At 31.9% G+C, this 13004-nt stretch carries 12 protein-coding genes; all 12 read right to left on the bottom strand.

Annotation, left to right across the window (positions count from 1 at the left end; genetic code table 11):
• Positions 1-89 precede the first annotated feature (89 nt).
• From LNAT_RS07645 to pheS, 12 genes are read right to left on the bottom strand one after another with little or no spacing between them, the layout of a single operon-like run.
• Entirely contained in the window at positions 90-1454 is a 1365-nt protein-coding gene (locus LNAT_RS07645; RefSeq protein WP_096260025.1) for a leucyl aminopeptidase, read from the bottom strand.
• A complete protein-coding gene (locus LNAT_RS07640) occupies positions 1454-2086 on the bottom strand; it encodes a DedA family protein (RefSeq protein WP_096260024.1) in 633 nt (210 codons plus the stop codon). The genes LNAT_RS07645 and LNAT_RS07640 overlap by 1 nt, the downstream gene beginning before the upstream one ends.
• Positions 2086-3285: a tryptophan synthase subunit beta gene (gene trpB, locus LNAT_RS07635; protein WP_096260023.1), complete on the bottom strand. Its 1200-nt coding sequence runs from the start codon at positions 3283-3285 to the stop codon at positions 2086-2088. Before trpB ends, LNAT_RS07640 begins: the two co-directional genes overlap by 1 nt.
• Positions 3286-3312: 27 nt before the next feature.
• The gene (locus LNAT_RS07630) at positions 3313-3846 is read right to left on the bottom strand and encodes an adenine phosphoribosyltransferase (RefSeq protein ID WP_096260022.1); all 534 of its coding nucleotides are present in this window, start codon (positions 3844-3846) and stop codon (positions 3313-3315) included.
• Positions 3846-4409, bottom strand: a complete 564-nt coding sequence (gene efp / locus LNAT_RS07625) for an elongation factor P (RefSeq protein ID WP_096260021.1) — start codon at positions 4407-4409, stop codon at positions 3846-3848. Before efp ends, LNAT_RS07630 begins: the two co-directional genes overlap by 1 nt.
• A 15-nt stretch (positions 4410-4424) precedes the next feature.
• Positions 4425-5993, bottom strand: coding sequence for a phosphoglycerate dehydrogenase (gene serA / locus LNAT_RS07620; protein ID WP_096260020.1), 1569 nt, complete (start codon positions 5991-5993; stop codon positions 4425-4427).
• Positions 5994-6437 carry a hypothetical protein gene (locus tag LNAT_RS07615; RefSeq protein WP_096260019.1) on the bottom strand — a complete coding sequence of 148 codons (444 nt, stop codon included), beginning with the start codon at positions 6435-6437 and terminating at the stop codon, positions 5994-5996.
• A complete protein-coding gene (locus tag LNAT_RS07610) occupies positions 6434-7591 on the bottom strand; it encodes a S1 RNA-binding domain-containing protein (RefSeq protein WP_096260018.1) in 1158 nt (385 codons plus the stop codon). The genes LNAT_RS07615 and LNAT_RS07610 overlap by 4 nt, the downstream gene beginning before the upstream one ends.
• Complete coding sequence (locus LNAT_RS07605) at positions 7582-8418, bottom strand: 4-hydroxy-3-methylbut-2-enyl diphosphate reductase (protein WP_096260017.1); 837 nt, start codon at positions 8416-8418, stop codon at positions 7582-7584. Before LNAT_RS07605 ends, LNAT_RS07610 begins: the two co-directional genes overlap by 10 nt.
• The gene (aroA, locus tag LNAT_RS07600; protein ID WP_096260016.1) at positions 8408-9733 is read right to left on the bottom strand and encodes a 3-phosphoshikimate 1-carboxyvinyltransferase; all 1326 of its coding nucleotides are present in this window, start codon (positions 9731-9733) and stop codon (positions 8408-8410) included. The genes LNAT_RS07605 and aroA overlap by 11 nt, the downstream gene beginning before the upstream one ends.
• Complete coding sequence (ytpR, locus tag LNAT_RS07595; RefSeq protein WP_096260015.1) at positions 9730-11973, bottom strand: YtpR family tRNA-binding protein; 2244 nt, start codon at positions 11971-11973, stop codon at positions 9730-9732. Before ytpR ends, aroA begins: the two co-directional genes overlap by 4 nt.
• A complete protein-coding gene (pheS, locus tag LNAT_RS07590; RefSeq protein ID WP_096260014.1) occupies positions 11970-12953 on the bottom strand; it encodes a phenylalanine--tRNA ligase subunit alpha in 984 nt (327 codons plus the stop codon). The genes ytpR and pheS overlap by 4 nt, the downstream gene beginning before the upstream one ends.
• Positions 12954-13004 lie beyond the last annotated feature (51 nt).

The raw sequence follows: 13004 nt of genomic DNA, 5'->3' as shown, positions 1-13004 counted from the left end.
ATCTTATGAAAAAATATAAGACAACTTTTTAAATAATCAATAGAAAACTGCATAAAATACTTTTTATTATTCTAGATAAAAAAAAGAAATTAAAGAGATTTTAGGTAGTTTATAAAAGTATCAACTCCAAATCCGCTTGCACCGTGCGGATTATACCCCCATTCTTTTTCTACAAAAGCGGGTCCGGCTATATCAAGATGAGTCCATTTATCAGTATTATTTACAAATTCGCGTAAAAACAGTCCCGCAGTAAGAGCACCACCGTATCTGCTTGATGCAATGTTACAAATATCCGCGATGTTACTTTTTAGAAGTTTTTTAAGATGTTTGTTAAACGGTAAATATGCAATGTTTTCACCGGCTTTTTCGGCATTTTCTATTATTTTATTTATTTTTTCCCGGTTATATCCCATAATTCCGGCTGTATATTCTCCCAGTCCCACTACACAGGCACCTGTTAATGTAGCAAAATCATAAATTTCATCATAATCTTTAATTTCTTCATCAGCATAACACAAACAGTCAGCCAAAACAAGTCTCCCCTCGGCATCTGTATTTCTAATCTCAATAGTTTTACCGTTTTTTGCCTTTAATACATCGTCCGGTTTATAGGCATTTCCGCCTATCATATTTTCAGCCGCACCTAAAATTGCATGAACTTCAATATCAAGTCCTAATTCACTTATGGCTTTTATAATCCCAAGAACTGTTACAGCCCCGGACTTATCGCTTTTCATAGTTACCATATAATCTGCAGGTTTAAGACTTAATCCTCCACTGTCATAACAAAGCCCTTTTCCAACAAATACTATTTTTCTTTTTGCATTTTTTGGTTTATAAGTTAAATGAATCAGTCTTGGAGGATTGGAACTTGCTTTTCCAACTGCATAAAAAGCATGGTATCCGTTTTCATATAAATAATTTTCATCATATATTTTACATTCAAGTTTACTTTCTTTTGCTACATCTTCAGCAATAGCCGCAAGTTTTGCAGGAGTTATTTCATCGGGAACTGAATTAATTACATCTCTTACAAAATTTATAGCATTTGCCCTGATTTTTGCTTCTTTAACAATTTTCTGAAAATCTCTTTTAGAATTAATTGCTATTTTTTTAACAGGATGTTTTGCTTTTTCGCTTTTATATTTATCAAACTCATAATCCCCTAATATAAATCCTTCAAAAAATGGAATTAAAATACTTTCATCTTTTGTATTTGGCGGAGTAATTTCCACACTTTCAAATTTATATTTTTTAAGAGCTTTTATAATAGCAGCAGTAGCAGTTTTAATATTTTCAGGATTTATGCTATCAATTCCCACATAAATTCTTTTTTTCTCAGGTAAGACTAAAACTTCCCCGTCTTTTCCATTAAATCCGTACTCTTCAAAACTTTTAGCACCGTTAACTACTATTTTTGCTTTAACTTCACCTTTTCCATTTATAAATTCCATTAATCCTCCTTTTTATTTATATACCATGTAACAGTAAACATTGCAATTACAAAAACAATACCTATATACCAGTGATGTTTTAACCATTTAAGAATATCCAAAATTTCTTCCCCGAAAATATAACTTGGAATTATAGTGACACTTGCCCATATAAAGGCACTAATTAAATTAACAATTGCAAATTTTTTTGCATCATAATTTAAAACTCCGATAGTCATCGGAATAATGGTTCTCATCCCATAAATAAATCTTTGAATAAAAACGACACCCATACCGTATTTTTTAAGAAGCATTTTTGCTTTTGCAAATTTTCTTCTATGTTGATTAAATTCTTTCAAAATCCAAGCTTTATTTAATTTTCCTAAATAATAATAAATTTGGTCTCCTGTAAAACCTCCAAAAGCTGCTACTACAATAGAAGCAAATAAATTCATATCACCAGTATGAGATAAAACTCCTGCCATTACAAGGCCAGTTTCGCCTTCAAAAATAGACCAAAAAAACAATATTATATAGCCATATTCTTTAAGTAAATGGATTAAATTATCTTCATTGAAAAATTCTTTAACTGAATGCAGATCAAACGCCCAAATAAAACTAAAAAAAAGAGTTAAAAAAAGAATTTTTTTCATTAAATTTCAAACTTTAATATATTTTTTGCACTCATCATATCTTTATCTCCCCTGCCTGAGAGATTTACTATTACTGTTTTTCCTTCAATATCCTTTAACTTTTTGAGATATGCAACAGCATGAGAACTTTCAAATGCCGGAATAATTCCCTCTTTCCTGCTAAGCCAAACAAATGCATCAAGTGCTTCTTTATCAGTAATATAATCATATTTCACTCTTTCAGCTTCAAAATGGTATGCATGCTCCGGTCCAATTCCCGGATAATCAAGACCCGCTGAAATAGAATATGCTTCTTTAATCTGTCCGTCTTCATCCTGAAGCAGATAGCTCATCTGCCCATGAAGTACCCCGGGTGTTCCCGCATTCAAACTTGCCCCGTGTTTTCCGCTCTCAATACCAAGACCTCCGGCTTCAATTCCAATACACTGAACATTTTCTTCTTCCAAAAAATGCGAGAAAATCCCCATTGCATTACTTCCACCACCGATACATGCAATAACATAATCGGGAAGTTTCCCTTCTTTTGCTAAAATCTGGGCTTTAGCTTCATAGCCGATAACAGCCTGAAAATCCCTCACAAGCATAGGATAAGGGTGAGGACCTGCAACAGTTCCAATTACATAAAAAGTATCCCTTGCATTTGTAACCCAGTATCTTATAGCTTCATTCATAGCATCTTTAAGTGTTTTGCTTCCGCTTTTTACAGGATGTACCTTTGCTCCAAGAAGCTCCATTCTGAAAACATTAAGTTCCTGTCTTTTTACATCCTTCTCGCCCATAAATACTTCACATTCAAGCCCGAAAAGTGCAGCCGCAGTAGCAGTGGCAACACCATGCTGACCAGCTCCAGTTTCAGCAATCACTCTTTTTTTACCCATTTTTTTAGCTAGTAAAACCTGTCCTATTGTGTTATTTATTTTATGGGCTCCTGTATGGTTTAAATCTTCTCTTTTAAGGTATATTTTTGCATTAAGTTCATTACTTAAATTGGGAGCGTAATAAAGATTGGTAGGCCTTCCGATATACTCTTTATAATAGTAATCCATTTCTTTCCAAAAATTTCTATCGAATCTTACACTTTTATAAAATTCTTCAAGTTCTTCAAGTACAGGCATCAAAGTTTCAGGAACATATTTTCCGCCGAATTTGTCAAAATGCCCTCTCTCATCCGGGTCAAATATAGGTTTTGGAATATACATCAATTTCCTTTATTTAATTTTTCAAAATTATCCATTTATTTTAAGAATACTATCTACTTTTACTCCTAGATTTTCTAATTTTTTTACACCATCTAAAAATGAAAGTTCGATCAAAAAACCGGCAGCTAAAACTTCTCCTCCGACTTTTTGTATAAGTTTTACAGCAGCTTCGGCGGTTCCGCCTGTTGCAATTAAGTCGTCAATAAGCAAAACTTTCGGATTTTTAATATTTTTAAAAGCATCAATATGAATTTCTATTTCATCAAAGCCATATTCAAGTGCATACTTTTCACTGACGGTTGTATAAGGCAGTTTTCCTTTTTTTCTAAGAGGCACAAATCCCTTTTTCATTGCATATGCAATGGCACCTCCAAAAATAAATCCCCTGCTTTCAATCCCACATACAAAATCAACATCTTTATATTTGTTTGCAAAATAATCAACAACCTCGGCAAACAGTTCCCCGTTATTTAAAAGTGTTGTAATATCTTTAAAAATAATACCTTTTTTAGGGTAATCAGGGATATCCCTGATAGCTTTTTTTACTTTTTCAGCTAACATTATTTTACTTTTTCTAAGTATTCGCCAGTTCTTGTATCAACTTTTATTTTATCGCCTTCTACTATATGACATGGAACAGTAACAACAGCACCGGTTTCAAGAGTTGCAGGTTTCCTACATGCCCCACTTCTATCCCTATTGCTAACCGGCTGGGTTTCGGTAACAGTCAATTCCACTGTCATAGGAAGTTCTACACCAATTACTTTCCCATTATGAAACAATATATCAACCTCCATTCCGTCAAGTAAAAACTGTTTTGATTCTTCAAATACTTTTACATCTACAGGCAGCATTTCATAAGTATTGGTATCCATAAAATAATAAATATCACCTTCATTATATGAATATTGATATTTTCTTCTCTCTAGATTTGGTTCATCAGCTTTATCACCTGCATGAAAGGTTTTTTCAATCACTCTCCCGTCAATTAAGTTTTTAAGCTTGGTTCTAACAAAAGCAGCACCTTTTCCAGGTTTTACGTGATGATATTCAACTATTTTATAAGGGATTCCGTCAAGTTCAATATTCAGATATTTTTTCAAATCACTCATACTGTACGCCATAAATTACTCCTTTTATTAAATTTCCGCATATGCTACGCTAAGCGCGGCTTTTAAATTTCTCAGTTCACTAAGCACTTCTTCATTTACATCGTTATCAACAATTATTACGGCCATAGCCTGACCTTCTTTGTTTCTGCCAAGTCTGAAATCCGCAATATTAATATTGTATTTTGCAAGCGTCATACCGACTTCTCCTATAACTCCAGGCACGTCAGTATTTTTAAAGAAAATCATTTTCCCTTTTGGCTCAAATTCTAAATCAAATCCTTTAAATTCCACAACTCTTGGATATTTATCTAGCATAGTACCGCTTATTGAGTATTCTCCTTCATCTGTAATTACTTTGATATTTACAAAATTTTTGTATGTAGGATTTTTAATTTCATTAACTTCTAAATCAATCCCTTTTTCTTTTGCAAGAAACTCGGCATTTACATAATTTACACTGTCAGTTATGTTTTTAAGAAGTCCTACCAATGTAAATGTTAAAACAGATTTGTCTTCATTTGAAATATCGCCGCTGAGATTAACTTTTACTTTTTTAATAGATTTTTTAATAATCTGAGAAAGGATATATCCCATTTTTTGAGAAAGCTCTAAATAATCAATTACCCACTCAGGTGTATTTGCTGTGTTAATCGGAAGATTTAGTGCGTTTGGATAACTGCTGCCTCTTAATGCTTCAATAATTGCCTGAGCCGCCTGAGTCGCAATTCTTTCCTGTGATTCGTAAGTATTTGCTCCTATATGAGGTGTAACTGAAGTATTTTCAAGCTCAAAAAACGGATGCTCAGTTACCGGCTCTTTTTCAAAAACATCAATTCCGAGCCATCTGATTTTTCCTGATTTTAATCCTTCATATACGTCTTTTTCATTGTAAAGCCCACCTCTAGCACAGTTAATAAGTACTACTCCGTCTTTCATTTTCTCAATTTCTTTTTTTGTAATCATATTTATTGTTTCCGGGGTTTTTGGAGTGTGAATAGTAATAAAATCGCATTTAAGTATTTCATCAAAATCTGTTGTATATTTAACACCTAAATCAGTTGCTTTGCTTGGATCGATGTATGGATCGTATGTAATAACTTCCATTTCAAGCGCTTTTGCCCTGATTCCAACCCTGCTACCGATATTACCAAAACCGATAATTCCAAGCTTTTTACCTGCAAGTTCAATTCCAAGCCATTTTTCCCTGTTCCAAACATGTTCTTTTTTCAGATTCCATACCGCATTTGTAAAACTTCTGGCAGCTGTTAATAAATGGGCCATTGTAAGTTCTACAGCCGCTAAAGTGTTTGCAGTAGGAACATTCATTACAATAATACCTCTTTTTGAACATGCTTTTATATCCACATTATCAACACCTACCCCGGCCCTTACAATTGCTTTTAATTTTTTGGCGTGTGTTAGAAATTTTTCATCAACAGGTGTAGGACTCCTCGTAATCACACCATCGGCATCTTCAATAACTTTTAAAAGTTCATCTTTTGGAGTTTTACTTGCATTAACAACTTCTATATCTTTTGCTTTTTTTAAAATCTCAAATCCCGCTTCATGAATTGGATCACAAACTACAACTTTCATTTATATCCTTTTTATAAATTTTTGTAATTTTACCGGAAAATTATAAAATTTAAATAAATTTAAAATATCTTCTGCTTCTTTTAAACTTCTAAATATTACAAAAATCTGGGTGTTTTTTTGTTTAATCATTGAATAAGTTATTTTTTTGCTTTTTAAAATTTCCAAAATATTAAAAAGTGCAAATTTATCATCATTTTTAATAATTAATTTATAAAAAATTACTGTTTTTATATTTTTAAAATTTATTTTTTCATACAACACCCTTGCAGGAAGAGCATTATATTTATATGTAAAATTTAAACTTTCTTTGGATTTTAATTTTGACAAATTTATTTCATTTTTTTTTAATTCATAATTACTTACATTCGGCTTTGAAATTTTAACATAAGTTAAAATTAATAAAGCAAAAATTAAAATGGTTAAAAAAGAAATTATAATTTTCATTCAGCCAACTTAATTTTATCTCCGTTAATTTCTATTATTCTACCTTCAAAATCATCACCAACATTATATTCATTTTTTAAATCTTCTTTTCTGACTAATGCTTCAACATCACCCAAATCAATGAAACTTCCAAAATCTGTAATATGTTTTACTTTTCCGCTTACCCTGTCGCCTATTTCATATTTTTTTGCAAATTCCTCGTAAGGATTTGGCATAACATCTTTTCTAGAAACAATTACCTTATTATTATCTTCTTCAATAGTAATAACTTTAACTTCAATTTCATCACCGATATTTAACACTTCATTTGCTTTTTCACCTTTTTTAAAGCTAACAAATTTATTTGGCAAAAGTACGCTAATTCCGTCAATTTCAACAAAAGCCCCTACATTGATAAATTTGGTAACAATTCCTTTTACAATATCTCCGGCTTTATATTTTTTAGCAAATTCACTTGCCGGCTTATTTAATAAATTTTTTCTGCTGACTCTTAACTTTTCTTCCTCAGGAATTATTTCCACAATTTCAACTTCTATTTCATCGCCGATTGTCAAATCATTAATCCCGTCCCAGTTAATCTCACTGATGTGTAAAAATCCTTCAACCCCGTTTCCCAAATCAACAAAAGCGCCGTATTCGGTTATATGTGAAACCGTAACTTTTACAATGTCACCTTTATTTAAATCCTTAACCTCTTCCCAAGGATTAGGCAGCGCTTTTTTTATGGAGAATATCCTTCTTACAGGATCTATTAACATAACTTCCACTTCATCATCAACACTTATATATTTTTTATGATCGATTTTTTTATAAAAAATTTCATCTTTTGGAACAAATCCGCTGATACCGTCAACATCAATAACTATACCGTTATTTTTAACTTTTACAACTTTTGCAACAATAATTTTATCTTTTAAAGATTCTAATTTCTCCTTAACTTCATTCAAATAAGCTTTTCTATCAACCACAACCGAATTTTCCTTAAATTCCTTAACTTTAGCCTTTACATTTTTACCTATTACACTTTCATCCTCTCTTAATCCGCTTAAACTTTTTGGCAAAAATACTTCTTGATCGTCAATATGACCTATAAAGCCGCCTTTTATAATTTTTTCAATTTTAAATTCAACTACATCACCAATTTTTAATTCCATGTCACTTCCTTTATTTTTGAGATTATTTTTTCTACCAGCCATTCCGGAGTCGAAGCTCCAGCGCTTATACCGCAGAGCTTTTTATTTTTAAACCACTCGGGATTTATTTCATTTTCATTTTCTATTAAATAACTCTCACAGTATTCACTGGCAATATTATACAATTGTTTGGTGTTGGATGAATTTTTACCGCCTATAATTATCATAATATCGGCTTCTTTTGCAAGTTCTCTTACGGCATCCTGGTTTTCAAATGTAGCATTACATATAGTATTAAAAACCCTGACTTCCTTGTAATTTTGAATGAGATAATCTGTAATTTTCAAATAATCATTAATTTTTCTTGTAGTTTGGGCAACCGTTGCAATGTGTTCTTTAAGTTTAATATTTTTAAGTTCTTTCACATCTAAAACGACAAAAACCCTTTCATGTACACTGTAACTCATTACACCTTTTATTTCAGGATGGTTAATGTCTCCGAAAATCACAATATCATACCCGGCCTTACTCATTTCCTCCACAATTTCCTGTGGTTTTTTTACAAATGGACAGGTCGCATCAATAATTTCTATATTCTTATTTTTTAGTTTTTCCAATTCCTTTTTGGGAATACCGTGAGTCCTGACTATCACTCTTTTTATATTATCATCTATCTTATCAATTGAATCAACATAATTTACGTTATAATTTTGGGCTAATCTCTTAATTTCCAGTGGATTATGAATAAGAGGACCGAGAGTTACCGCATTTTTTGAATCTTCTGCAATTTCAACTGCCCTTTTTACCCCAAAACAAAATCCGTAACTTTTAGCTTTTTTAATCAGCATTTTCAATCCTGTATTCGGCAATTTTGCCAAACAGATTAAAAAAATTAGGAAAAGAAGTATTTATACAATCGACATCAATTATTTTTATTGGTGATAAAAGTCCTAAAACTGCAAAGCTCATTGCTATTCTGTGATCTCCATATGAATTTACAGTTCCGCTTTTTGGAAAGCCCCCTGTTATTTCATATCCGTCTTCGAATTCATTTGCTTCTATTCCTAAATTTTTTAAATTCTCCACCACTGCTTTTATTCTGTCAGATTCCTTAACCCTGAGTTCTTTTGCATTTTTTACAATACTTTTTCCATTAGCAACTGCCATTGCAATAGATAGAGCCGGAAGTTCATCTATCAGCCAAGGAATATTTGAACTGACTTCAACGCCGTTTAATTCATTTCCTTCGACAAGAATATCACCAATAGGCTCGTATCTGTTTTCTTTTAAAATATATTCGACATTGGCGCCCATTCTTTTTAAAACTTCATAAGCTTCTATTCTTGTAGGATTTAATGTTACATTTTTAACAACAGCACGGGAATTGTTAATTGCGGCTGCAACTGCAAAGAAAAAAGCGGAACTTGGATCATTTGGAACTTCTATTTCAAGCGGAGTTAATTTTTTCTCAAGCGGAGTTATTTCAATTTTAATTTTTTCAATTTCATTTCCAAATTCTTCATTTTTCACTTTTAACTTTTCACTTTTAATATCCGCACCCATACCCCTTAACATTCTTTCAGTATGGTCACGGCTTAAAAACGGTTCAATGTAAACGGATTTACCATCCCCGTTAAGCCCTGCTAAAATAAGGGCTGACTTAACCTGAGCAGAAGCAATTTTACTCTCAAATTCAAAATGTTTTAGATTACCGCCCCTCACACAAAGAGGTGCCAAATTTCCGTTATCTCTGCCGTCAATTTTAGCACCTATCTGTCTCAGAGGATTTGCAACCCTCCCCATAGGACGACGTCTTAGGTATTTATCACCAGTTAACACAAAAAAACCGTCAATTCCGGCAAGCAGCCCCATATATATTCTTATACTCGTCCCTGAGTTTCCACAATATAAAACATCATCGGCTTCTTTTAAATTTTTAGGAGGTGTTATTAAAAGTTCATTATCGTTTTTTTTAACCTCAGCCCCGAGGGACTCGGCAATTGAAAGAGAATTTAAAGTGTCTTCCGCTTTTAAGTAATTTTTAATCCTGTTAATTCCATCGGTTAACAAAGAAAAAATTGCACATCTATGCGAAATGGATTTATCAGCATCAACTATAAACTCTTCATCAAATCTTTTACCGGCAACTATCTCAAGATTCATCTTAACCTAAACCCTCTTTCTTCTAACGAATTTAAGATTTTTTGCATTATATCATTTATTTCATTATCTGTTAAGGTTTTTTTACCTTGAATTACAAATCTTATGGTAAGTGAGTAATTTTGCTGCATATCATAAATATCAATTGGGTAAAAATCGACTAATTCTTTAATTTTTAAATTATCAATGATTTCAAAAATTTCTTTATATGTGGTGTTTTTATCAATTACAATGGATAAATCCCTGGTTACTTTTGGAAATTTATTTATCTCTTTGGCTTCTTTTTTATTATTTTTAATTCTATCCAAATCAATTTCTGCAAAAACAGTTTCATCCAGTTCAAAATCTTTCTGTACTTTCGGATGCAATTTTGCTATTACTCCAATCTCTATGCCATTTTTAATGATAGAAGCACTTTGATACGGATGAACCAATGGATAATTTTCATTTTCTACCAATTTAAATTCTCCGATAACCTGGGCAAGTTTATCCACTAAATCCTTAAATTCAACTTTTCTAGGTTTCCCCTGGTTTTTAACATTCTCAAATTCGCTGTTTCCGCTCATTACGAATGCAAGTTTTGTAGTTTCTTCCCTGTTTTTATTATATACACTTCCTATACTGAAAAGTTGAATTACTTTATATCCGTTTGCCCTGTTTCTTTTTACATCATCCAATAACTGTAAAAGCAGAGTTGAACGGAGTGTAGAAAGTTCATTAACAATAGGATTTGCCAAATCCAATTTTTCCTCTAAAATTTCAAACCCATATTTTTTAAGTCTCTCTTTATCGTCAAAAATAAAATGTATCACTTCGTAAAATCCGTTGGCGACTGCTTTTAATTTCAACTCATTTATAAAATTCAATTTTTTAATTACTTCATTGGTTCTGTCTTTTTCTTCAAATACAAGCGGAGCTGATTTTATTTTGTCAATTCCGTAAATTCTTAAAATTTCTTCTGAAATATCCTGTATATTTTTTATATCGGGTCTGAATTCTGGTACCTTTACCCTAAAAACATCCTCACCAATAATTTCAACAACAAATCCAAGTTTTTTTAATATTTCAACCATTTTATTTTCACTGATGTTTTCTCCGATAATTTTACATATTTCTTTAGAAGAAACATTTAAAACCAACGGTTTTTTTTCGGTAACAAAATCCATTTCGGAAGAATATACTTTTAATTTTGATTCTTTTATAAAATAATTGATACCTAATTCTAAATCAGGTTCACTACCCCTGCTTGCCCTGTAAAAATATTCATCAGTTTTTAATTTATTTTTATATACAATTTCACTTACATATTCAGGATCAATATAATTTGCATCAATAATAAACTGACTCGGATTTTCAAGATTTATATCATTTTTTATTCCCACTCTATAAATTCCGAAACTTGTTTTTAATATGTCAACTCCATTTTCTTCTTCAAAACTTCCTTTAATATCTGACGGCACTAATAAAACACCTGTTGCATGAATTGCATATTTTACAATTTCGTCCAAATCGTCTTTTGCATCAATTTCACATAAAGACAGTCTATATTTAATTTTTACATTACTTTTAGGAGTACCGTTAAAAGCCTTTATTAAATGAGACGAATGTTTTATATCGGTTTTATCAAATTTTACAACTCTTCCTATACCTTCCGGAATTTCCTCGTATGTAATTTCATCAAAAACAATATCTTTATTAAAAGCCGCGGCAAGCTCTCTTGCAATACCATAAATTGAAAAGCAATCTCCCCTGTTTGGAGTAATACCCAGTTCTATTATTTCATCATTAAAATAATTTCCGGCATATTCCCCTATTTTAAGCTCACCTAAAGAATTGTCAAGTACCATTATTCCTTCGTGAAAATCAGGAAGTCCTATTTCTCTTGCGGCGCAAATCATTCCGTTTGATTCAATTCCACGGAGTTTTGCTTTTTTTATCTTAATTTCAGGAAGACATGCTCCGACTTTTGAAACAACAACATATTGTCCCGCCGCCACATTTTTAGCTCCACATACAATTTGAAGAGTCTCATCGCCAACATTTACCTTACATACATTCAGTTTATCGGCGTTCGGGTGTTTTTCACACTCAATAACTTCACCGATTACTACATTTTCAGGAATTTCAATTTTTTTATACCCTTCAACTTCATTACCTATACTATTTAGCGCTTTAATTATTTCATCTGTTGAAATTCCGTCTAAATTAATAAATTCTTCAAGCCATTTTCTTGTTACTATCATTTGAACTGCTCCATTAGTCTAATATCCCCCTCATACATACTTCTTAAATCATTTATTTTATTTATAAGCATTGCAAATCTCTCAACTCCGAGCCCAAAAGCATATCCGCTCACATTTTCATATCCGACAGCTTTAAATACATTCGGATCAACTACTCCGCAACCAAGCACTTCAAGCCAACCTGTATGCGAACACACCCTACAACCCTCTCCGCCACAGAAAATACAGCTTATATCAACTTCAGCGCTCGGTTCTGTAAACGGGAAAAATGAAGGTCTAAACCTGACTTTTACATCTCCAAACATATGAATTAAAAAACTTTCAAGTATAAATTTTAAATTAGCAAAACTTACCTTTCCTTTTTCATCGACAACAAGACCTTCGACCTGATGAAACATAGGCGTATGGGTTAAATCATAATCTCTTCTAAACACAGCCCCCGGACTTATCATTCTGATTGGAGGTTTTTGTTTTTCCATTGTTCTGATTTGAACAGGTGAAGTGTGGGTTCTAAGTAATTTTCCGTCATTAAAATAAAAAGTGTCCTGCATATCGCGGGCCGGATGGTATTTTGGAAGATTTAAGGCTTCAAAATTATGAAAATCATCTTCTACAAGCGGCCCTGTTTCTACTGAAAAATTCATTCTTGTAAAAAATTCGATAATTTTATTCATTGTATCGGTTACAGGGTGAATAGCCCCTGTATTTTTTGGAGAATAAAGAGAAACATCTATTTTTTCAAGTTTCATTTTTTCATCAAGTAGTTTTTCTTCGAGCTCTGTTTTTTTATTTTGTATTAAATTGATTGCTTTTTCTTTTAATTCATTTAATTCTTTTGCTACTTTTTTTCTTTCTTCTTCGCTTAAATTTTTTAATTTTTTAAATTCAGAAGTTATAAGACCATTTTTTCCTAAATATTTTATCCTTAATTTTTCAAGTTCATCTAAATTAAGGGCGTTTTTAATTTCACTTAAATCCACCTAGTCTCCTTAAAATTTTTGGATATAATACCAAAAAAAAAGGAGGCTTTC

It is taken from the genome of Lebetimonas natsushimae (genome assembly GCF_002335445.1).
Classification (GTDB): Bacteria; Campylobacterota; Campylobacteria; order Campylobacterales; family Nautiliaceae; genus Lebetimonas; species Lebetimonas natsushimae.
Note: the sequence above shows the minus strand (reverse complement) of the source record. Positions and strands in the feature narration are given on the sequence as shown.

What these genes read in the sequence shown, in the direction of transcription:
- LNAT_RS07610 (WP_096260018.1), bottom strand. Translation starts at nt 7,591, where the DNA reads ATGGAATTAAAAATTGGTGATGTAGTTGAATTTAAAATTGAAAAAATT.
- aroA (WP_096260016.1), bottom strand. Translation starts at nt 9,733, where the DNA reads ATGAATCTTGAGATAGTTGCCGGTAAAAGATTTGATGAAGAGTTTATA.
- serA (WP_096260020.1), bottom strand. Translation starts at nt 5,993, where the DNA reads ATGAAAGTTGTAGTTTGTGATCCAATTCATGAAGCGGGATTTGAGATT.
- efp (WP_096260021.1), bottom strand. Translation starts at nt 4,409, where the DNA reads ATGGCGTACAGTATGAGTGATTTGAAAAAATATCTGAATATTGAACTT.
- LNAT_RS07605 (WP_096260017.1), bottom strand. Translation starts at nt 8,418, where the DNA reads ATGCTGATTAAAAAAGCTAAAAGTTACGGATTTTGTTTTGGGGTAAAA.
- LNAT_RS07615 (WP_096260019.1), bottom strand. Translation starts at nt 6,437, where the DNA reads ATGAAAATTATAATTTCTTTTTTAACCATTTTAATTTTTGCTTTATTA.
- LNAT_RS07630 (WP_096260022.1), bottom strand. Translation starts at nt 3,846, where the DNA reads ATGTTAGCTGAAAAAGTAAAAAAAGCTATCAGGGATATCCCTGATTAC.
- trpB (WP_096260023.1), bottom strand. Translation starts at nt 3,285, where the DNA reads ATGTATATTCCAAAACCTATATTTGACCCGGATGAGAGAGGGCATTTT.
- LNAT_RS07645 (WP_096260025.1), bottom strand. Translation starts at nt 1,454, where the DNA reads ATGGAATTTATAAATGGAAAAGGTGAAGTTAAAGCAAAAATAGTAGTT.
- ytpR (WP_096260015.1), bottom strand. Translation starts at nt 11,973, where the DNA reads ATGATAGTAACAAGAAAATGGCTTGAAGAATTTATTAATTTAGACGGA.
- LNAT_RS07640 (WP_096260024.1), bottom strand. Translation starts at nt 2,086, where the DNA reads ATGAAAAAAATTCTTTTTTTAACTCTTTTTTTTAGTTTTATTTGGGCG.